The organism is Terrabacter sp. LjRoot27 (assembly GCF_964254175.1).
GTDB lineage: Bacteria > Actinomycetota > Actinomycetes > Actinomycetales > Dermatophilaceae > Terrabacter.
The window spans coordinates 955,369-974,226 of record NZ_CAXUSS020000001.1; the positions used below are offsets into that span (position 1 = coordinate 955,369).

The 18,858-nt window shown below is 72.1% G+C and carries 21 protein-coding genes; 15 read left to right on the forward strand and 6 right to left on the reverse strand.

Features of this window, described 5'->3' with window-relative positions; genetic code table 11:
• Nucleotides 1-36: 36 nt before the first annotated feature.
• Both modA and ACSQ2D_RS04450 read right to left on the reverse strand, forming a co-directional pair.
• Nucleotides 37-879: a molybdate ABC transporter substrate-binding protein gene (gene modA, locus ACSQ2D_RS04445; RefSeq protein ID WP_435984809.1), complete on the reverse strand. Its 843-nt coding sequence runs from the start codon at nt 877-879 to the stop codon at nt 37-39.
• Nucleotides 876-1,271, reverse strand: coding sequence for a TOBE domain-containing protein (locus ACSQ2D_RS04450; protein WP_435984810.1), 396 nt, complete (start codon nt 1,269-1,271; stop codon nt 876-878). Before ACSQ2D_RS04450 ends, modA begins: the two co-directional genes overlap by 4 nt.
• Before the next feature lie 177 nt (nt 1,272-1,448).
• Between ACSQ2D_RS04450 and ACSQ2D_RS04455 the strand changes: the two genes are divergently transcribed.
• From ACSQ2D_RS04455 to gabT, 5 genes are all read left to right on the forward strand, one after another.
• On the forward strand, nt 1,449-1,838 hold the full coding sequence (locus ACSQ2D_RS04455; protein ID WP_435984811.1) for an ArsR/SmtB family transcription factor: 390 nt from the start codon (nt 1,449-1,451) through the stop codon (nt 1,836-1,838).
• Nucleotides 1,835-2,350 (forward strand): SRPBCC family protein, encoded by a 516-nt coding sequence (locus tag ACSQ2D_RS04460; RefSeq protein WP_435984812.1) that lies wholly within the window; start codon nt 1,835-1,837, stop codon nt 2,348-2,350. The genes ACSQ2D_RS04455 and ACSQ2D_RS04460 overlap by 4 nt, the downstream gene beginning before the upstream one ends.
• A gap of 5 nt (nt 2,351-2,355) precedes the next feature.
• A complete protein-coding gene (locus tag ACSQ2D_RS04465) occupies nt 2,356-2,796 on the forward strand; it encodes a VOC family protein (RefSeq protein ID WP_435984813.1) in 441 nt (146 codons plus the stop codon).
• 67 nt (nt 2,797-2,863) lie between these two features.
• Complete coding sequence (locus ACSQ2D_RS04470; RefSeq protein ID WP_435984814.1) at nt 2,864-3,445, forward strand: dihydrofolate reductase family protein; 582 nt, start codon at nt 2,864-2,866, stop codon at nt 3,443-3,445.
• Between the two features lie 182 nt (nt 3,446-3,627).
• The gene (gene gabT, locus ACSQ2D_RS04475; protein ID WP_435984815.1) at nt 3,628-4,965 is read left to right on the forward strand and encodes a 4-aminobutyrate--2-oxoglutarate transaminase; all 1,338 of its coding nucleotides are present in this window, start codon (nt 3,628-3,630) and stop codon (nt 4,963-4,965) included.
• A 133-nt stretch (nt 4,966-5,098) separates the two neighbouring features.
• Here gabT and ACSQ2D_RS04480 read toward each other — a convergent pair whose 3' ends face one another.
• From ACSQ2D_RS04480 to ACSQ2D_RS04490, 3 genes are all read right to left on the reverse strand, one after another.
• Nucleotides 5,099-7,474, reverse strand: a complete 2,376-nt coding sequence (locus ACSQ2D_RS04480) for an immune inhibitor A domain-containing protein (protein WP_435984816.1) — start codon at nt 7,472-7,474, stop codon at nt 5,099-5,101.
• A gap of 300 nt (nt 7,475-7,774) precedes the next feature.
• Nucleotides 7,775-8,593: an SGNH/GDSL hydrolase family protein gene (locus ACSQ2D_RS04485; RefSeq protein ID WP_435984817.1), complete on the reverse strand. Its 819-nt coding sequence runs from the start codon at nt 8,591-8,593 to the stop codon at nt 7,775-7,777.
• Entirely contained in the window at nt 8,590-9,267 is a 678-nt protein-coding gene (locus ACSQ2D_RS04490) for a uracil-DNA glycosylase (RefSeq protein ID WP_435984818.1), read from the reverse strand. The genes ACSQ2D_RS04485 and ACSQ2D_RS04490 overlap by 4 nt, the downstream gene beginning before the upstream one ends.
• 44 nt (nt 9,268-9,311) lie before the next feature.
• On the opposite strand from ACSQ2D_RS04490, the gene ACSQ2D_RS04495 reads away from it, so the two are divergent.
• The 8 genes from ACSQ2D_RS04495 to ACSQ2D_RS04530 all read left to right on the forward strand — a co-directional run bounded on the left by ACSQ2D_RS04495 (nt 9,312) and on the right by ACSQ2D_RS04530 (nt 16,661).
• A complete protein-coding gene (locus ACSQ2D_RS04495) occupies nt 9,312-10,490 on the forward strand; it encodes an N-acetylglucosamine-6-phosphate deacetylase (protein WP_435984819.1) in 1,179 nt (392 codons plus the stop codon).
• Nucleotides 10,491-10,499: 9 nt separating this feature from the next.
• Nucleotides 10,500-11,147: an HAD family hydrolase gene (locus tag ACSQ2D_RS04500; RefSeq protein ID WP_435984820.1), complete on the forward strand. Its 648-nt coding sequence runs from the start codon at nt 10,500-10,502 to the stop codon at nt 11,145-11,147.
• A 215-nt stretch (nt 11,148-11,362) separates the two neighbouring features.
• Nucleotides 11,363-12,724, forward strand: a complete 1,362-nt coding sequence (locus ACSQ2D_RS04505; protein ID WP_435984821.1) for a pyridoxal phosphate-dependent decarboxylase family protein — start codon at nt 11,363-11,365, stop codon at nt 12,722-12,724.
• Between the two features lie 258 nt (nt 12,725-12,982).
• Nucleotides 12,983-13,282: a DUF3263 domain-containing protein gene (locus ACSQ2D_RS04510; RefSeq protein WP_435984822.1), complete on the forward strand. Its 300-nt coding sequence runs from the start codon at nt 12,983-12,985 to the stop codon at nt 13,280-13,282.
• Between the two features lie 125 nt (nt 13,283-13,407).
• Nucleotides 13,408-13,872, forward strand: coding sequence for a GNAT family N-acetyltransferase (locus ACSQ2D_RS04515; protein ID WP_020143393.1), 465 nt, complete (start codon nt 13,408-13,410; stop codon nt 13,870-13,872).
• Nucleotides 13,869-14,939, forward strand: coding sequence for a P1 family peptidase (locus tag ACSQ2D_RS04520; protein WP_435984823.1), 1,071 nt, complete (start codon nt 13,869-13,871; stop codon nt 14,937-14,939). Before ACSQ2D_RS04515 ends, ACSQ2D_RS04520 begins: the two co-directional genes overlap by 4 nt.
• Nucleotides 14,940-14,946: 7 nt before the next feature.
• A complete protein-coding gene (locus ACSQ2D_RS04525; protein WP_435984824.1) occupies nt 14,947-15,438 on the forward strand; it encodes an SRPBCC family protein in 492 nt (163 codons plus the stop codon).
• 203 nt (nt 15,439-15,641) lie between these two features.
• The gene (locus ACSQ2D_RS04530) at nt 15,642-16,661 is read left to right on the forward strand and encodes a type IV toxin-antitoxin system AbiEi family antitoxin domain-containing protein (RefSeq protein WP_435984825.1); all 1,020 of its coding nucleotides are present in this window, start codon (nt 15,642-15,644) and stop codon (nt 16,659-16,661) included.
• A gap of 153 nt (nt 16,662-16,814) precedes the next feature.
• On the opposite strand, the gene ACSQ2D_RS04535 is transcribed toward ACSQ2D_RS04530, so the two are convergent.
• Nucleotides 16,815-17,711 carry an MBL fold metallo-hydrolase gene (locus tag ACSQ2D_RS04535; protein ID WP_435984826.1) on the reverse strand — a complete coding sequence of 299 codons (897 nt, stop codon included), beginning with the start codon at nt 17,709-17,711 and terminating at the stop codon, nt 16,815-16,817.
• A 104-nt stretch (nt 17,712-17,815) separates the two neighbouring features.
• On the opposite strand from ACSQ2D_RS04535, the gene ACSQ2D_RS04540 reads away from it, so the two are divergent.
• Nucleotides 17,816-18,358, forward strand: coding sequence for a hypothetical protein (locus tag ACSQ2D_RS04540; protein WP_435984827.1), 543 nt, complete (start codon nt 17,816-17,818; stop codon nt 18,356-18,358).
• Between the two features lie 61 nt (nt 18,359-18,419).
• Nucleotides 18,420-18,845, forward strand: coding sequence for an HIT family protein (locus ACSQ2D_RS04545; RefSeq protein ID WP_435984828.1), 426 nt, complete (start codon nt 18,420-18,422; stop codon nt 18,843-18,845).
• Nucleotides 18,846-18,858: the final 13 nt, after the last annotated feature.

Consider the following 18,858-nt stretch of genomic DNA (forward strand, 5'->3'; position numbering starts at 1 on the left):
TCACGTCACCCTGCCGGTGGCCGGGCGGCCCGCCGCTCAGGGCGCACCGAACCCGAAGGACTGCAGGGTCGCCAGCCCCTCGGCGCTCAGCAGGTAGGCGACGAACGCCTTCGTGGCCGCGTCGTCGGAGAGCCTGATGACCGGGTAGGACAGGCTCGTGTTGAGCTGCGCGGGGATCTCGACGCCCGTGACGGCGTCCTTCGCCGCGACGACGTCGGAGTGGTAGACGACGGCGGCGTCGGCCTCGGCGAGCTTGACCTTGGAGAGGGTCGCCTTGACGTCGACCTCCTTGCTCACGACGTTGGGCACGACGCGGGCCTTCGCGAAGGTGGCCTGAGCCGCCTTGCCGCACGGGACGGTGTCGGCGCAGAGCACGACCTTGACGCTCGGCTTCGCGAGGTCGTCGATCGACGTGACCGCGCCGGGGTTGCTCGGCGGCACGGCGATCTCGAGGACGTTGGTCGCGAAGGTCTGCGTGTCCTTGACCATGGCCCGGTCGAGCGGCTCGGCAGCCGCCGTGCCGGCGAGGGCGACGACCGAGGCGGGCGCCCCGTTGTCGACCTGCTGCACGAGCGTCGCGCTGGAGCCGTAGGAGGTCTCGACCGTGACTCCGGGGTGGGCCGCCTCGAAGTCCTTCTTCAGCTGGTCGAAGGACTCGGTGAGCGACGCGGCGGCGAGGACCGTGACCGTGCCCTCGAGGGAGGCCGCCGACGCACCGGTCCTCCCCGGCTGTCCGGTGCCGTCGGCGGCGGACGGGGTGGAGCTGCCGCAGCCGGCGAGCAGCAGGGTGGCGGCGGTGACGGCGGTGGCGGCGAGGGCGGCAGCGGTGGGCGCGAGAGCGCGGCGAGGGGCCCGGCTGAGCGGGCGAGGCGTGCTCATGCGGGGACCTCCACGACGACGTGGGTCGACTTGACGCTGGCGACGGCGACGGAACCGACCTCGAGGGCGAGGTCGTCGACGGACTCGCTCGAGAGCAGCGAGACGATGCGGAAGGGCCCGCACTGCAGCTCGACCTTGGCCATGACGGTGTCCTTGGTGATCGCGGTGACGATGCCGCGCATCCGGTTGCGGGCGGACGCACCCCCGATGGCGCCGACCGCAGCCGGATGCGCGAGCTCCTGGGCCACGGCTGCGAGCTGGGCGCCGTCGACGGTGCGACGGCCGGCGTCGTCGGTCGACCCGTCGAGGCGGCCGGAGTCGACCATCCGCCGGACGGTGTCGTCGGAGACGCCAAGGAGGGCGGCTGCCTCGGTGATACGCAGGTGCGGCATGAGCGCGACCCTACACCCGCAGGTGCGGAGCCAACGAGCGTGCGTATGCCGCGTGTGCTCCTTGGATGCATCGCGCCCGGTGGGTGGGTCGCCGAGCTCGCAGGCGGCGGGGGGTTGACGGGCGTGGAGGAGGGGGTCTTTAATCAACTCATCAGTTGATCAAGGAGTTAGTTGACCATGATTCTCTCGCCCGTCTCGGACGCCGACCTCGACCGCGCCTTCGCGGCCCTGGCCGACCCCGTCCGGCGCGCCATCATCGCCCGCCTCAGCCGGGGCGCCGCGACCGTCAACGAGCTCGCCGAACCGTTCGAGATCAGCAAGCAGGCCGTCAGCAAGCACATCCAGGTGCTCGAGCTGGCCGGTCTCGTGAGCCGGACCCGCGACGCCCAGCGCCGCCCGGTCCACCTCGAGGCCGCCCGGCTCGAGGCGATGACGGCCTGGATCGACCGCTACCGGCTCGCCGCCGAGCAGCGCTTCCGGTCGCTCGACGCCGTCCTCGAACGCACCACCTCACCCGCAGCACCAGCAGTACCCACACCGAACACCGACAAGGAGCAGCAGCCATGACCAACCCACTGAACCTCGACATCCCCGCCGGCGTGCCGTGGATCGACTTCACGCGCGAGTTCGACGCCCCCGTCGAGGCCGTGTTCAACGCCCACCGCGACCCCGAGCTCGTCCGCCAGTGGCTCGGCCCGCGAGGCTACGAGATGCAGATCGAGCGCTGGGACTTCACGTCCGGTGGCGGCTACCGCTACACCCACCGCGACGGCGACAACGTCTATGCCTTCCACGGCACGTTCCACACCGTGCGCGACAACGATCTCGCCATCCAGACCTTCGAGTTCGAGGGCGCTCCCGACGAGGTCGCCATCGAGTTCATGCACTTCGTCGACCTCGGCGACGGCCGCTGCCGGCTCGAGGGCCGCAGCGTCGGCCGCACGGTCGAGGGGCGCGACATGATGGTCGAGAGCGGCATGGAGCAGGGCATGGCCCAGGGCTACGAGCGGCTCGACGAGCTCGTCGCCGGCAGCGCTCAGGCCGTTTCGGCATCCTCGTCCGCCGGCGCCCAGGGCTGAGCGCCGTGGACTGGACGCTCGAGGTCGTCATCGTCCCCGTCAGCGACCTCGGGGCCGCGATCGCCTTCTACCGTGACCAGGTCGGCTTCGACCTCGACCACGATACGCAGAACGAGCACATGCACGTCGCGCAGCTGACGCCGCGCGGCTCCGGGTGCTCGATCGTCGTCGGCGACCTCCCGTCGCAGAAGGCCATGGCGCCCGGCTCGCTCCACGGCATCCAGCTCGTCGTCGCGGACGCCGAGGCGGCCCGGGCCGAGCTCGTCGGCCGAGGCGTCGAGTGTTCCGAGGTCCAGGTCATCGACCCCCGCGACGGCGGCACGTTCTTCGGCTTCTCCGACCCCGACGGCAACTCGTGGGCCGTCCAGCAGCTCAAGGTCCGGGCCGAGAAGCCCCTCATCCCACACGAGGCCCGCGGCCGGTTCGGCGAGGGCGTCGAGCTCTGACCCCCCGGCCGACGGCACGACGACAGGGTGTGCCGCCGGCCGGTGGTCACGCGATCCAGGAGGAACCATGAGCAGGACCGTCTTCGACATCAGCCTCTCGCTCGACGGTTTCGTCACCGCCGCGCCCCAGACTGCCGAGGAGCCGCTCGGGCCGGGCGGCATGCAGCTGCACGACTGGCTCGTCGACCGCGACTACCTCGAGCGCGCCGTCGCCGGGCTCGGCGCCGTCGTGGCAGGTCGCACGACCTACGACCACTCGATCCCGGGCTGGGGCGCCGACGGCCCGTCGGGCGGTGCCCGGCGCCCCGTCTTCGTCGTCACCCACGAGGCGCCGGACGAGGCCACCGTCCCGGACGGTGGCGTGTACACCTTCGTCACCGACGGGGTGGAGTCCGCGCTCGACCAGGCCCGCGCGGTGGCCGATGGCCGCACCGTGACCGTCATGGGCGGCGCCGACCTCGGACGGCAGTGCCTCGCTGCCGGACTCGTCGACGAGATCTCGCTGCACGTCGCCCCGGCCCTCTTCGGCAGCGGCACCGCGATGTTCGCGGGCCTCGACGTCGGGCACGTCCAGCTCGAGCTGCTCGAGGCGGTCGGCACCCCGGAGACCGTGCACCTGCGCTACCGGGTCGTCCGCCCCGTCGCCTGACCGACGCCGCCGGCGCCGGACCGTCTCATCACCGCTCCACGCCGAACGACGCGTTCGGTCGCGAACTCAGTGTTCTGCCGGTGAGTTCGCAACCGAACGCGGCGTTCGGGTGCGGAATGCGAAGGCGGGCGGCTTCTCGCCCGGGTTCCGCTGGGAGGTCGGCGGACGGCATACTGGCTCGCATGAGCAACGTCCCCCAGCAGCGGCTCCTGCAGACCGCGATCCCCGGCCCGAAGTCGACCGCGCTCCAGGCCCGCAAGACGGCCGCCGTGTCGGCCGGCGTCTCCACCGGCCTGCCCGTCTACGTCGAGCGCGCCGGCGGGGGCATCCTCGTCGACGTCGACGGCAACCAGCTCATCGACTTCGGCTCGGGCATCGCCGTGACGACCGTCGGCAACGCCGCCCCGCGCGTCGTCGACCGCGTCACCGCACAGGTGCAGGACTTCACCCACACGTGCTTCATGGTGACCCCCTACGAGGAGTACCTCGAGGTCGCCGAGGCCCTCAACGACCTGACGCCGGGCGACCACGACAAGCGCACCGCGCTCTTCAACTCCGGCGCCGAGGCCGTCGAGAACGCCGTCAAGGTCGCGCGCCACTTCACCGGCCGCAACGCCGTCGTCGCCTTCGACCACGCCTACCACGGGCGCACCAACCTGACGATGGCGCTCACGGCGAAGAACATGCCCTACAAGCACAAGTTCGGGCCCTTTGCCGGCGAGGTCTACCGCGCGCCGATGAGCTACCCCTACCGCTGGCCCGGTGGCGCCGCCGACTGCGCCAAGGAGTCCTTCGACGCCTTTGTCACGCAGGTGCACGCGCAGGTGGGGGAGGACAACCTCGCCGCCGTCATCCTCGAGCCGATCCAGGGCGAGGGCGGATTCATCGTCCCCGCACCGGGATTCGTCAAGCAGGTCGCCGACTGGTGCGCCGACAACGGCATCCTCTTCATCGCCGACGAGGTGCAGACCGGCTTCTGCCGCACCGGTGACTGGTTCGCGAGCGAGCACGAGGGCGTCGTGCCCGACCTCATCACGACGGCCAAGGGCATGGCCGGCGGGCTCCCGCTCGCCGGCGTCACCGGCCGTGCCGACGTCATGGACTCGATCCACGGTGGCGGCCTCGGCGGCACCTACGGCGGCAACCCCGTCGCGTGCGCGTCCGCGCTCGGCGCCATCGAGACGATGAAGGAGGAGGACCTCTGCGGCCGCGCCAAGCAGGTCGAGGCCCTCTTCGTCCCGCGCCTGCAGGCGCTCGCCTCGACCTACCCCCAGATCGGCGACATCCGCGGCCGCGGCGCCATGCTCGCCGTCGAGCTCGTCAACGGTCCCGGCGACCTCACGCCCAACGCCGCGCTGACCGGCGCCGTCAACAAGGCCTGCCACGCCGAGGGACTCGTGACCCTGACGTGCGGCACCTACGGCAACGTCTTCCGCTTCCTCCCGCCACTCGCCGCCAGCGACGAGCTGCTCTCCGAGGGGCTCGACATCTTCGAGAAGGCGTTCGCCGCGTCCGTCTGAGGCGCACCGACCCGAGGACGTATGCCGTCCGGTTGCCTTCCAGCGCAACCGAAGCGGACGGCATACCCCCTCGACGACAGTGAGGCCCGCCCCCGTCGGGGGCGGGCCTCACTGCGTCACAAGGGGATCCGCGTCAGCGGAGCCACACCTTGACCTGCATCGAGGTGCCGTTCTGGGACGTGATGCCGATGTTGACACCGTTGTTCGGGACCTTGACGCCCGTGGTGGGCGTGCTCGGGTACCAGAACTGCTGGCCGTCGTTGAAGACCTTCACGGCAGGCTTGCCCGTGATCCGGTAGCCGACGCTGTTCTTGTGGTACGTGAACGAGTCGGAGGTCTCGAGCGAGAACGGGGCGTCGTAGCCGGCGATGCGCGGACGAAGCAGCGTGCCGTCGCCGACGGGCACGGGGGCAGCGTTCGCGTCGATCGGGAGGATCTCGCCCTCACCCGGGTGCACGCCGGTGTTGTTGTCGGCCTGCGAGAGGTCCCAGTAGCTGACGAGCAGGCCGTCCTGGTAAGGGAAGTGCTCGACGAAGTCGGGCTTCGTGTTGAGCCACCCGAAGTTGTACGGGCCGCTCTGCAGGTACTGGTCGAACGACACGTAGTCACGGTGCGACGCGATGTAGTAGTTCGGGTAGTCCGTGGTCGTCTGGCTGCCGACGGCCGAGAAGCCGTCGAGCGTCCAGCCCTCGTCGCCGGTCTCGGCGCCGGAGTCGACGATCGTGGTGCCGCCCGAGACGACCTTGACCTCGTCGACGAAGAAGCCGCGCTCGGTGTAGGCCGGGTCGGTGGCGTAGCGGAAGCGCAGGCTCACCGTCTTGCCCGCGTACGCGGACAGGTCGAACGTCGCGGGCACCCACGTGTCGTTCGTCGTGCCGGTGATGCCGTTGTTCTCGTTCCCCGTGATGCTGCCGGGAATGGTCGCCCAGCCCGAACCGTCGTTGACCTCGACGTAGGCGAAGTCGCAGGTGCAGTCCTCGATGAAGTAGTTCGTCTGGAACGACAGCGTCGAGGTGCCGGCGGCGAGCGTGACGTCACGCGTCATGGTCGCGTTGGTGGCGTCCTCGCGACCGCCGTACCAGGTCTTCGACCCGGCGTAGGGCGCTGCGAGCTTCGTGACGACGGTCTTGTCGGGCAGCCCGACGATGACGGCCTGCTTCTTCGCCGAGTTGTACTCGTGCGGGCCGAGGTCGACCGTCGTGCCGGCGGCGGTGGCCGCCGGGATGTACTTGTAGTCGAGCCAGCCGAGGAACAGCTTCTCCCAGGCGCCGAAGTCCGACCCGCGCGAGCCGATGGACTTGTCCTTGGCGCCCGCCTGACGGCTCTGCGCCATCATCGACCACCAGTTGACGCCGTTGTCGGCGCCGGAGGCGGTGTCGTAGAGGTCGGGCAGGCCGAGGTCGTGGCCGTACTCGTGCGTGAAGACGGACATGCCGCCGTTCTCCGGCTGGATCGTGTAGTCGCCGACCCAGAGGCCGGTGTTGCCGATCTGCGTGCCACCGTTGAGGTTGCCGGCCGGACCGGTCGTGCCGGCCCCGGTGTAGTAGGCGAACCACCGGTGCGACCAGATGGCGTCCTCACCCTGGATCGGGTCGCCGTCGGCCTGGTCGCCGCCCGCGTGGACGATCTGGAAGTGGTCGATGTAGCCGTCGGGCTCGTTGAAGTTGCCGTCACCGTCGGCGTCGTAGCGGTCCCACTGGTCGTAGGTCGCAAGGGTCGACTTGATCTGGGCGTCGGACTGGCCCTTGGCCTTCTGGTCGGCGACCCACTGGTTCACTGCGTCGCGAACGAGGGCCCACGTGTTGGTGCACACGTGCGAACCGCAGACGTCGCGGCCGTAGCGAGCCTCGTTGTAGGGCACCTTGACCCAGTCGGAGACCTGTCCGTCGATGCTGTAGCGGCCTGAGCTCTGACGCTCGTACCACTGCTTGACGGTCTCCTGGGCGCCGCCGGCGCCGATGGTGCCGCCGTTGCCGAAGTAGAGGTTCTGGAAGTAGTCGCGGCTGTAGTTCGCGTTCCAGTTCGTCGAGTTGTCGAGCGTGCGGTCGGGCTCCGGGATCGCGTTGTGCAGGGGGCCGTCCCACGTCGTCGGACCAGGCGTCGCCGGGTCGGAGTCGACGTCGGGGTAACTGGCGCTGCGCTGGTTGCCGAACTCGGCGAGGACGACGAAGATCTTGTCGGTGCCCTCCCGGCCGACCTCGACGTACTCGTCGGTCGTGCCGCCGCCGGGCTTCTTCGCGCCGGAGATCTTGGCGACCGTGCTCGTGCCCTTCTTGACGGCAGTCGTCTTGCCGTCGAGCACCTCGGTGATGGCTCGCTTCTTGAGGGCTCGCGCCTTGTCCTGCTGGGGGCTCGAGAGCTCGTCCGACTGGGCGGGTGCAGCGGCATCGCCGGCCTGCACGGTGTTCACGCGGGCGGTGGGGAGGGCGCCGACCATCGGGGCACCGATGGTCACCCCCATCCCTGCGGCCATGGCGAGGCTGAGCAGCCCCACTGACGTCCTACGCACGGATCCTCCTCGTTCGACGGCTCGTGTGTCCGTCGGTGCGCATGACGTGCGGCCCCGGTCAGGAGCCGCACGCGGTGTGTTGGATGGAGAGCCGGCACCCCCGCACGCGACCCGAGGGAGACCTAATCACTTCCGACCTACCTCGCACTAGGGGTCGAAGCGGAAAAGTTCAGGAGATCCTCAGGGCGTTCTGGGCATCCTCCGAAGAAGCCTCGGTATGACGTCGCGCCGTGCGCAGGAAGCGCCGACGCCGTCTGGGAGATTGCTGGGAGTCGGCTGGGGCTGGCAGGGGCGGGCCGGTCAGTCGAAGGGGGTGACGTCGGGACGCTTGGCCTGGCGGTGGTCGCCCGAGCTGCGGCCGGTGAGGCGACGGTGCACCCAGGGACCGACGTACTCCTTGGCCCACTGCGCGTTGGCCTGCAGGGCCTCGCGGCGACCGATCGGTGGCGCGGGCTCGAGCGGCGTCGCCCAGTCGGTCTCGGCCGGCGTGTGCCCGAGCGCCTCGAGGGCGGCGAGGGCGACGCGGCGGTGGCCCTCGGTCGTCATGTGGATGCGGTCCTCGCTCCACATCCGCCAGTCGCGGAGCGCGTGCAGGCCCCACTGGTCGATGACATGGGCGCCGTTGCGGCGGGCGATGCTCCAGATGTTGGCCGTGTGGATCGCCGCGCGACCGCGGGTGGCCTTGACGAGCGGGGCGTCCGCCGGGTCGACGGGCGTCGCCATGAGCACGTCGGCGCCGGTCGCCCGGATGCGCGCGACGGCGGCCTCGAGCCGGGCGGCGAGCCCGTCGAGGTCGGCCTTAGGGCGCAGGATGTCGTTGCCGCCGCCGACGATGCTGACGAGGTCGGGCTGAAGCGAGAGGGCGTCCTCGAGCTGGGGGCCGACGACGTCGGCGAGCTTGCGGCCGCGCACCGCGAGGTTGGCGTAGCCGAAGTCGAGTCCTTCGGTGCGGGCGATCTCCGAGAGGTGGGACGCGAGCCGGTCGGCCCAGCCGGCGAACTCGCCGTCGTGGCCGAAGGCCGGGTCGTCGTCGCACATGCCCTCGGTGAAGGAGTCGCCGATCGCGACGAAGCGGGTCCAGACCGTCGGTGCGGAGCCGTCGGGGGCGGGCTGGGTCATGTCAGCCTCCAGTCGATGGGTGCCGCGCCCTGCTGGGCGAGGAGGTCGTTGGTTCGGCTGAAGGGCCGCGAGCCGAAGAAGCCGGAGCGCGCCGAGAGCGGCGACGGGTGGGCCGACTCGATGCGTGGGACGTCGCCGAGCATCGGCGCGAGCGACTGCGCCTGACGACCCCAGAGGATCGCCACGAGAGGGCCGCCGCGCGCGACGAGGGCCGAGATCGCCTGTGCCGTAACGGTTTCCCAGCCCTTGCCCTGGTGGCTGGCGCTCGCCCCCGGGCGCACCGTCAGCACTCTGTTGAGCAGCATGACCCCGCGCTCGAACCACGGCGTCAGGTCGCCGGTGCCGGGCGTCGGCAGCCCGAGGTCGGTGCCGAGCTCCTGGTAGATGTTCTGCAGCGACCGCGGGACCGGCCGCACGTCGGGCGCGACGCTGAAGCTGAGCCCGACCGGGTGACCGGGCGTCGGGTAGGGGTCCTGACCCACGACGAGCACGCGCACGTCGGGCAGCGGCAGCGAGAAGGCCCGCAGCACGCGGTCGCCGGCGGGAAGGTAGCCGCGGCCCGCCGCGACCTCGGCGCGCAGGAACTCTCCCATCGCGCTGATCGTGTCGGCCACCGGCTCGAGCGCCGGGACCCACGTCGGGTGGACGAGGTCACTGAGGGGGCGGGCTGGCACGGCCTCACGCTACCCCTGCGTCGCGTGCGACAGAATCGACCCCGATGAACCTCACACTGCGCGGACCCGCCCTCGTCGACGACACGGTGCTGCCCGACGTCCTCGTCCACGTCGACGGCGAGCGCATCACGTCGGTCACCCCCGTCACCCCGGGTGCCGAGCCCCCACCCGGCGCCGCCGCGGCCGAGCGGGTGAGCGGGACGATGGTGCCGGCATACGTCGACATCCACTGCCACGGCGGGGGCGGCACCGCGTTCACCGACCTGCGTGACGACGCGGCCGCCGCGGCGGCCGAGCACCACCACGCGCACGGGTCGACGAGCCTGCTCGCGAGCCTCGTCACGATGAGCCCGCGCGACCTCGAGCGCGGCGTCGCGATGCTCGCCGAGCTCGCCGACGACGGTGTCGTCGACGGCATCCACCTCGAGGGCCCGTGGCTCGCGGAGGCGCGGTGCGGGGCCCATGACCCGACGCTGCTGCGCGACCCGTCGCTCGCCGAGGTGGAGCGGCTCATCGAGCTCGGGCGCGGCCACCTCCGCCAGGTGACGCTCGCCCCCGAGCGCGACCACGGCCTCGACCTCGTCCGCTGGCTCACGTCGGCCGGCATCCACGCGGCGATCGGCCACACGACCGCCAGCTTCGCGCAGGTCGAGCAGGCCGTCGCGGCCGGCGCCGACCTCGCCACGCACCTCTTCAACGGCATGGACCCGTGGCACCACCGCAAGGCGGGCGCCGTCCCGGCACTGATGCGCTCGGCCGCCCGGGGTCACGTCACGGTCGAGCTCATCGCCGACGGCGCACACCTCTCCGACGACACCGTGCGCACCGTCCTCGACCTCGTCGGAGTCGATCACGTCGCCTTCGTCTCCGACGCCATGGCCGCGGCCGGGGTGGGGGACGGCGCCTACGTCCTCGGTGGGCTCTCGGTCGTCGTCGACCGCGGCATCGCCCGCCTGACCCACGACCCCGACGGCACGACCCCCGGCTCCATCGCCGGCGGCACGAGCCACGTCGCCGACATCGTCGCCCGCGCGGTCGCCTCCGGCCTCCCCATGGCGTATGCCGTCCGCCCCGCCACGCGCACCCCTGCCCGCGCGCTCGGGCTGGCCGACCGCGGCTCGCTGGCGGTGGGGTCCCGCGCCGACGTCGTCGTCGTCGACGAGGCCGCGCGGCCCACCCGGGTCATGAGACGAGGGCGGTGGCTCGAGCCGTCGCTGCCCTAGGCTCGGCCGGTGACTTCTCCCCGCTGGTCCACCGCCGTCTTCGACCTCGACGGCACGCTGGCCGACACGATCAACCTCATCGTCGAGTCCTACCAGCACGCGTTCCGCACCGTCATCGGTCGCGAGGAGGACCCGGACGTCATCCGCTCGTGGATCGGCCGGCCGCTCATCGGGGCCTTCCGCGACCACTCGCCCGAGCACGCCGACGAGCTCTACGCGACGTACCTCCAGTGGAACGCCGACAACACCGAGCGCCTGATCCGCGGCTACGACGGCGTCGTCGACGTGCTCGGCGACCTGCGCGCGGCCGGAGTCCACGTCGGGGTCGCCACCTCGAAGCGGCGCGAGTCGGCGCAGCAGGCCATGGACATCCTCGGGATCAGCGAGCACGTCGACGTCCTCGTCGCGATGGAGGACACCGAGCGGCACAAGCCCGACCCGACGCCGCTGCTGCTCGCACTCGACCGGATGGGTCGCGGTTCCAACGACGCCGTCTACGTCGGTGACGCCGTCGTAGACGTGCTCGCCGGCAAGGCCGCAGGCATGGACACCGTCGCCGTGACGTGGGGCGCGGGTCTCCCCGACGCGCTGCACGGCGTGCGGCCCACGGCTGTCGTCGCGACCGCCGACGAGCTGCGCACCACCCTCCTCGGCTGAGGCGCCGGACGCCGTCGCTGCGAGCCGGCCCGCCACCCGCCACTCCCACCGAACGCGGCGTTCGATGGCGAAAGCGCCGTCAGAACACTGAGTTCGAGACCGAACGCGGCGTTCGGGGGTGAGAGGGGGCGGAGGGGCGGCCGCGGACCGCGTCGGGACTGTCCCTGAGCCTGCAGCGGTCGGTCGCACCCGGCCGCAGGGCCTAGCATCTGTGCGTGCACAGCTTCGACAAGGATGCCGACCACGTCGCCGTCGACAAGGTCCTCAGCTACGCCCGCGAGCGCCTGCTCATGGACCCGATCCCGCTCGACGGCGCGCAGCCCGAGGACTACCTCCGGGCCGCGGCCGGTCAGACCATCACCCCCGAGGGGCTCGGCTCGACGCGGGCCATGGAGCTCTTCGAGCACACCCTCGCGCCGGCCTGCCTCTCGACCGACCACCCGCGCTACCTCTCCTTCATCCCGTGCGCCCCGACGCGCGAGGCCGCGGCCTTCGACGTCGTCGTCGGCGCCTCGTCGATCTACGGCGGGTCGTGGATGGAGGGCGCGGGCGCGGTCTACGCCGAGAACCAGGCCCTGCGCTGGATCAGTGACCTCGCCGGCCTGCCCGACTCGGCGGGCGGCGTCTTCGTGCCCGGTGGCACGGTGGGCAACCTGTCGGCGCTCGTCGTGGCACGGCATACGGCCAGGGCTCGCGCGACGCAAGCCGGCACCGGCGCGCGCCCCTACCGGATCGCGGCCACGGACAACGCGCACTCGTCGGTCGTCTCGATGGCTGCGGTCATGGACGCCGAGGTCTGCGGCGTCCACGTCGACGACAAGCTGCGCCTGACCGGCGCCGAGCTGCGCAAGACGCTCGAGGAGCACGGTCCCGAGACCTTCTTCGCCGTCGTCGCGACGAGCGGCACGACGAACTTCGGCGTCGTCGACGACCTCGCCTCGGTCGCCGAGGTGTGCCGCGAGTACGGCCTGTGGCTGCACGTCGACGGTGCCTACGGCGGTGCCGGCCTCGCCGCGCCCTCGGTGCGCCACCTCTTCGACGGCATCGAGCACGCGGACTCGTTCATCGTCGACCCGCACAAGTGGCTCTTCGCGCCGTTCGACTGCTGCGCGCTCATCTACCGCGAGCCCGAGCTGGCGCGGGTCGCGCACACGCAGGAGGCCGGCTACCTCGACGTCATCACGAAGTCGGCCGAGTGGAACCCGACCGACTACTCGATCGGACTGACGCGGCGCGCCCGCGGCCTGCCGCTCTGGTACTCCCTCGCGGTGCACGGCACCGACGCCTACGTCGACGCCATCGAGAGCACCCTCGAGGTGACCCGCTTCGCCGCCGACGAGATCGGGCGCCGCGACTACCTCGAGGCGGTGCGCGAGCCCGACCTGTCGGTCGTCGTCTTCCGCCGTCTCGGCTGGGGCCCCGAGGACTACCAGGCGTGGACCGACCGGCTCCTCGCGGAGGAGTTCGCCTTCGTCGTGCCGACGACCTTCCGCGGGGAGACGCTGACGCGCTTCGCCATCGTCAACCCGCACACCACCAAGCAGGACGTCAACGCCATCCTCGATACGATGACCTGACCGGGCGGGCCGGAGACGGCTCTCGGACGACACGGGCCGACACCGGCCCACACCGGCACGACACCGGACGACGCGATGGGGCGTCACGGGTGGGGCCCACGAGGCTCGTGGGACGCATGTTCCGGGCGGTGCGACGGCCCCGCCGACGACATGCCGCGCCACGCCTCGGCTGAATGACACCCATGTCATTTCGGTCTAGGGTGTGACCGGAGCCAACGCACGACGCGACACGCAGCACGACCGCAGCGAGACGGGGACATGAGCACAGAACACGCCACGGCGCAGCCGCAGCGCCCCGAGTCCGGGGACGGGCTCAGCGCGCGCGACCTCGAGATCCTGGCGTTCGAGCGCCAGTGGTGGAAGTACGCCGGCTCCAAGGAGCAGGCCATCAAGGAGCTCTTCGACATGAGCTCCACGCGCTACTACCAGGTGCTCAACGCGCTCCTCGACAGCCCCGAGGCTCTCGAGGCCGACCCGATGCTCATCAAGCGACTGCGCCGGATGCGCGCGAGCCGCCAGCGGGCGCGCACGAGCCGCCGCCTCGGCATCAACGTCTGACCTGCGCTGTCTGACCTGCTCCGTCTGAGCGGGCACACGGCTGACGCGTCCCAACCCCTGGGCGCCGTGCCCCGGCCGGGCCGGGGTTGCGCGCCCTCACGGCACGCGCATGGTTCACTTCCCTCATGGCCGAGGTGACGATCCGCCGCGCGTCCGCCGACGACGCCCTCATCGTCGCCGCGCTGCACCTCCAGTTCGCCCGCGAGCTGGGTATGCCGTCCGAGACCGGCTACCTCGACCGTTTCGTCGACGCGTGGCTGGCCGAGCGGCCCGACCGCCCGACGTGGATCGCCGAGAGCCGGGGCGACCACGCCGGCATCCTCGAGACGCGGCGCATCCGGGCGCTGCCGTGGCCCGGCCGCAAGGACGTCTCGTGGCTGCACGTCGGAGGCCTCTTCGTCGCGCCGGGCTGCCGTGACCGCGGGGTGGGTCGGGCCCTGACCGAGGCGATGATCGAGTGGTCGCGCACGACCGACGTCAAGTGGATCCGGCTCAACGCCCCCGACGACCGCGCGCAGGAGTTCTACGAACGGCTCGGCTTCAGCTCCCCGGGCCGCCTCATGGAGTTCGACCTCAGGGACCCGCAGTGAGCGGCGCCCCCTTCGTCGCGGCCCCCGGCCCGACGAACTCGCTCGTCGACGTCGCCGGCCTCCGCGTCGGACACTGCACCCGCGACGAGCCGGGCTGGCTCACGGGCGTCACCGTCGTGCTCGCCCCGGACGGCGGTGCGGTCGCCGGTGTCGACGTGCGCGGCGGCGGACCCGGCACGCGCGAGACCGACCTGCTCGACCCGCGCAACCTCGTCGACCGCGTCAACGCGATCGTCCTGGGCGGCGGGTCCGCGCTCGGCCTCGCCGCCGTCGACGGAGTCATGGGCGCCCTGCTCGACGACGGGATCGGCTGGCCGATGGGCGAGCCCGGCCACGTCGTGCCGATCGTGCCGTCCGCGATCCTCTTCGACCTGGGACGTGCCGGCACGTGGGGCCACCACCCGCGCGCCGAGGACGGGAGGGCGGCATACGCAGTCGCGTCGGCCTCGGCCGTCGCCCAGGGCTGCGTCGGCGCCGGGACGGGGGCCAAGGCGGGTGGCTTCAAGGGCGGGATCGGCTCCGCGAGCGTCGTGCTCGAGTCGGGCACGACCGTCGCCGCGCTCATCGCCGTCAACGCCGTCGGCTCGGCCGTCGACCCGGCCACCGGGCTGCCGTATGCCGTGGGGCTCGGGCTCGGCGACGAGCTGGCCCACGTGGGTCGGCCGAGTGCCGCCGAGCTCGAGGCGTCCCGGGCCCGGGCCGAGGCGCTGCCCACGAGCGCCGGTCGACCGGGACTCGCCACGACGATCGGCGTCATCGCGACCGACGCCACCCTGGGCAAGGCCCAGTGCGAGAAGATGTCCGGGATCGGCCACGACGGCTACGCGCGGGCCCTCAAGCCGGTGCACACCCTCTTCGACGGCGACACCCTCTTCACGCTCGCGACGGGTGCGCGGCCGGCGCCCGACCCCGTCGAGCAGACCCTGCTCATGGAGGCCGGCGCCGACTGCGTCGCCCGGGCCATCGTCCACGCGCTGCTCGCGGCGACGTCGGTCGACCGCACGTCCGACGGCGGCGACGCGCTGCGCTCCTGGTCCGACGCCTTCCCGTCCGCGCTGCAGAGGTGAGCCCGGCGTGCCGCAGGTGACTGCAGATGCGTGGGTGCCGGTCCCGCCGGAGGTGGCTTTCGCCGTGTCGCAGACGACGGGAGAGGTGCGTCTGCGCTGGGACCCGTTCATCCGGAGCCAGCACCTCGTCGACGCCGTGCGTCCAGCCAAGGGCGTGCGCACAGTGACGCGGGCGCGCATCGGGCCGCGGATGGTGAGCGAGTACGCGTCGTACCGGCCGCCGACGAGCGTCGGGATGACGATGGTCGAGGGGCCGTGGTTCTTCGAGCGGTTCGGTGGTGGGTGGCGCTTCACGCCGGAGGAGCGGGGCGGGGTCGCGGGCACTCTCGCCGTCTGGAAGTACACGTATGCCGTCCGCCCGGCCTGGCTGCGGATCGTGGCCGAGCCGATCGGGCAGTGGCTGCTCGGGCGCGAGATCCGGGCTCGCATCGCGGCTTTCGCCCGAGCCTGCTCCGACGACATGGTCCTCGCCGCCGCCACGACAGGCACTGCCGGCTGACCCGGTGCCGGCGCTCGTCGGCGCCGACGTCGGGACCCTCTGCCTGCCTCTGCTCAGGTCGTGGAGCTCCTCCGGCACCAGGTGCCGGAAGAGCTCCACGACCCGTCGGCCGGACCATCCACACCCGCCTGGCCCGATCCGACACTGCCCACAGGCCCCTCCGCTCCTGTGCGCGTCACTCGACCTCGCGGCAGGCTCGAGCCATGGACCTGACGAGTGCACACACCGTGCTCCGGTCGCAGGACGGCGTGCTCTCGAGGGCCCAAGCACTCGACTCCGGTCTCGACGACAACGACCTGGAGAGGTTGCTGCGACGTCGAGAGCTCGCGCGGATCCATCCGGGCATCTACGTCGACCACACCGGGCCTGCGACGTGGTCGCAGCGGGCGTGGGCGGCGGTGCTCTTCCACTGGCCCGCGGCGCTCGCCGGTCCTTCCGCGTTGCGCGCGCACGGCCTCAGGTCGACTGCGGGTGAAGGGGCCTTCGCCTCGTGGCCGGACCGTGGCGTGCAGCCGGGGCGGGCGGCTGCCGTCGAACCGGTGCACGTCGTCGTGGACGCGAGTCGACGGGTCACCCCACCCGCCGGGGTGGTCGTGTCTCGGCGGGCTGACTTCGAGAGCCGGGTCCAGCTGCACCTGTCTCCGCCACGGCTGCGTCTGGACGAGGCCCTGCTCGACGTCGCCGCTGCCTGCAGCGACGAGGCGGCGGCCGTCGCGGTCCTCGCCGATGCCTGCCAACAGGGAGCGACGACGGCCGCCCGGCTGCACGCCTCGTTGGCCGCACGTGGTCGCCTGCCTCGTCGGCGCGTGCTGCTCGCGATCCTCGACGACGTGGCGGCCGGGACGATGTCGGCCTTCGAGGGGCGCTACCTGCGTGAGGTCGAGCGGCCGCACGGGCTGCCGACCGCGCACCGGCAGGTCCGGGTCGTCACCAGGGGAGGCGTGACATACCGCGACGTCGACTACCGCGACTTCGGGCTCGTGGAGCTCGATGGTCGGTTCGTCCACACCGGACCCGGGCGGGAGTGGGCCGATCTCGAGCGTGACGTCGATGCCATGGCCCGCGGCGAGGTGACGCTGAGACTCGGCTGGTCCCACGTCCTCGAGCCCTGTCGCGCGGGCCTGGTCGTCGGTCGGCTCCTGCGATCGCGTGGCTGGGACGGCCAGCTCAGGTCATGTGGGCGCGACTGTGGCGCTGCTCAGTGGCTGCGCCGAGCGGCCTGAGTCTCGCGCCGAACACGCGCCGCGCGCGGAGGCCTCAGGTCGTGGCGCTCCTCCGGCACCAGGTGCCGATGGAACTCCACGACCCTGAGCGCACCGTGTCCGTGCACGCGACGATCCAGCAGGGCTGTCGAGGTCGCGATGACGGTGCTGGGGTCAGGGGGCGGGTGGGGCGAGGTGGTCCCAGCCGCGGCGGATCGCGGAGCCCAGGTGGTCGAGGGGATAGGGCAGGCGAGGGTCCGGCTCGCGGAGCGCCTCCGTCAGCGAGACCGACCCGAGGCGGCGCTCGCGGATGACGGCCGCGACCGCCGCGATCTCGTCGCGCTGGCGAGCCACGAAGGCGCCGTCCACCGGATGCCCGTGTCCCGGCACGACGACCGTGCGGTCCTCGGCCTGGACCAGGTGCGAGGTCAGGGTGTCGGCCCACTCGAGCGGCCAGCAGTCGTCCCCGAACGACGGGTGCGCGCTCTCCTCGACGAGGTCGCCGAGGAACATCGCGTCGGTGTCGGGCACGAGCACGGCCACGTCGCCGTCGGTGTGTCCGCGGCCGGCATACGTCATCGTGACGACGCGGTCACCGAGGTCGATCGTGGCGTTCGAGCCGAAGGTGCGGTCGGGCCCCCGGACCACGGTCGCCATGACCTCGGCGGCGTCGCGCGCGGTGTAGCCGTACTCCGGACCGTCGCCGGGGTCGGACCAGAAGGCGGCCTTGATGCGCTCGGCGTCGGCCTCGATGGTGCGCCCGACGTTGTCGTGGGCGTGGACGATGGCGGTCTCGAAGGCGATGTTGCCGAAGCTGTGGTCGAAGTGGACGTGCGTGTTGACGACGTGGCGGACCTCGATGTCACGGCCGAGGCGGCGCACGTCGTCGAGGACCTGGCTGCCCTGGACGCCGCTCGCCCGGGTGTCGATGACGACGGCGCCGTGGCGGCCGAGCACGAGTCCGACGTTGACGTCCCACTGCCGGTAGCGCGCGACGAAGACGCGGTCGGCGACCTCGACGAAGCCGCTGCTCGTCGTCGCGAGCCGGTCCCCGGCGAGCGGCGCGCTCACCCCGCGCCCCTCGGTGTGATCCACGTCTCGCCGAGCATGGGTCCACCGTAGCGGGCAGGCGCTGAGGAGGCGCCCCACGCCCGGTTCCTCTACGTTGGTGGACCATGTCGACCGAGATCCCCACCTCCACTCCCGGCTCGAAGTCCCGACGCAAGATCCTCATCGCGGCCGTCCTCGCCTCCATCGCCCTGCTCTCGACCGGCGCCGTCGCCTACTGGTCGGGCGACAGCTGGAGCGACGAGGCGATGTCGTCCAGCGGCTTCCCCGGGCTGCCCGGCGGTGACTGGACGAGCACGACCTCGGACGACGGCTGGGGCTCGGCCGACACCTCCACTGCGGCGACCAGCTCGACCGCCGCGGAGACCGGGACCACCCGCCCCGGGACGACGCGGCCCCCGGCAACCGCCGTCGTCGAGCCGGCCTCCGACCCGACGTCGTCCGTGCCGACGACGTCGGCCCCTGCCCCGTCGTCGAGCCAGGCCACCACGGCCCCCGCGCCGAGCTCGACCGCGGGCCCGAGCCCGTCGTCGCGGCCCACGAAGGGCAACCCCAAGCCGAAGCCGACCTCGACGAAGAAGCCCACGCCGACGCCGAGCCCCTCGCCCACCTCGAGCGACGGCGGCTGCTTCCTGCTCGTCATCTGCTGACCCCACCTGCTGACGGGCGCTCGGCCCGGTCCGGCACGACGTGGCGTGGGAGCCTGTCGCCATGGACTGCGTCTTCTGCTCGATCGTGGCGGGGGAGGTGCCGGCCGACGTCGTGCTCGACGAGCCGGACCTCGTCGCCTTCCTCGACCGCCGGCCCGTCTTCAAGGGCCACGTCCTGCTCGTGCCGCGCCGGCACGTCGACACCCTGCTCGACCTGCCCGCAGACCTGCACGCCACCGTGCTCGGCGCCACCCAGCGCCTCGCCGCGGCGGTCGTCGAGTCGCTCGGCGCCCAGGGCACGTTCGTGGCGATGAACAACGTCGTGAGCCAGTCCGTGCCGCACCTGCACGTCCACGTCGTCCCGCGCACCAAGGGCGACGGCCTGCGCGGCTTCTTCTGGCCGCGGACGACCTACGCGTCGGAGCAGGAGTCCGCCGAGCACGCCGCCCGGATCGCCGCCGCGCTGGCGCCGGTCGCGGACGCCTGAGCCGAGCGGACGG

Excerpts from the sequence above, each read along its gene's own strand:
- ACSQ2D_RS04510 (WP_435984822.1), top strand. The coding sequence starts at position 12,983 with ATGAGCACAGAACACGCCACGGCGCAGCCGCAGCGCCCCGAGTCCGGG.
- ACSQ2D_RS04485 (WP_435984817.1), bottom strand. The coding sequence starts at position 8,593 with ATGACCCAGCCCGCCCCCGACGGCTCCGCACCGACGGTCTGGACCCGC.
- ACSQ2D_RS04460 (WP_435984812.1), top strand. The coding sequence starts at position 1,835 with ATGACCAACCCACTGAACCTCGACATCCCCGCCGGCGTGCCGTGGATC.
- ACSQ2D_RS04515 (WP_020143393.1), top strand. The coding sequence starts at position 13,408 with ATGGCCGAGGTGACGATCCGCCGCGCGTCCGCCGACGACGCCCTCATC.
- ACSQ2D_RS04470 (WP_435984814.1), top strand. The coding sequence starts at position 2,864 with ATGAGCAGGACCGTCTTCGACATCAGCCTCTCGCTCGACGGTTTCGTC.
- ACSQ2D_RS04495 (WP_435984819.1), top strand. The coding sequence starts at position 9,312 with ATGAACCTCACACTGCGCGGACCCGCCCTCGTCGACGACACGGTGCTG.
- ACSQ2D_RS04455 (WP_435984811.1), top strand. The coding sequence starts at position 1,449 with ATGATTCTCTCGCCCGTCTCGGACGCCGACCTCGACCGCGCCTTCGCG.
- ACSQ2D_RS04545 (WP_435984828.1), top strand. The coding sequence starts at position 18,420 with ATGGACTGCGTCTTCTGCTCGATCGTGGCGGGGGAGGTGCCGGCCGAC.
- gabT (WP_435984815.1), top strand. The coding sequence starts at position 3,628 with ATGAGCAACGTCCCCCAGCAGCGGCTCCTGCAGACCGCGATCCCCGGC.
- modA (WP_435984809.1), bottom strand. The coding sequence starts at position 879 with ATGAGCACGCCTCGCCCGCTCAGCCGGGCCCCTCGCCGCGCTCTCGCG.
- ACSQ2D_RS04540 (WP_435984827.1), top strand. The coding sequence starts at position 17,816 with ATGTCGACCGAGATCCCCACCTCCACTCCCGGCTCGAAGTCCCGACGC.
- ACSQ2D_RS04450 (WP_435984810.1), bottom strand. The coding sequence starts at position 1,271 with ATGCCGCACCTGCGTATCACCGAGGCAGCCGCCCTCCTTGGCGTCTCC.
- ACSQ2D_RS04530 (WP_435984825.1), top strand. The coding sequence starts at position 15,642 with ATGGACCTGACGAGTGCACACACCGTGCTCCGGTCGCAGGACGGCGTG.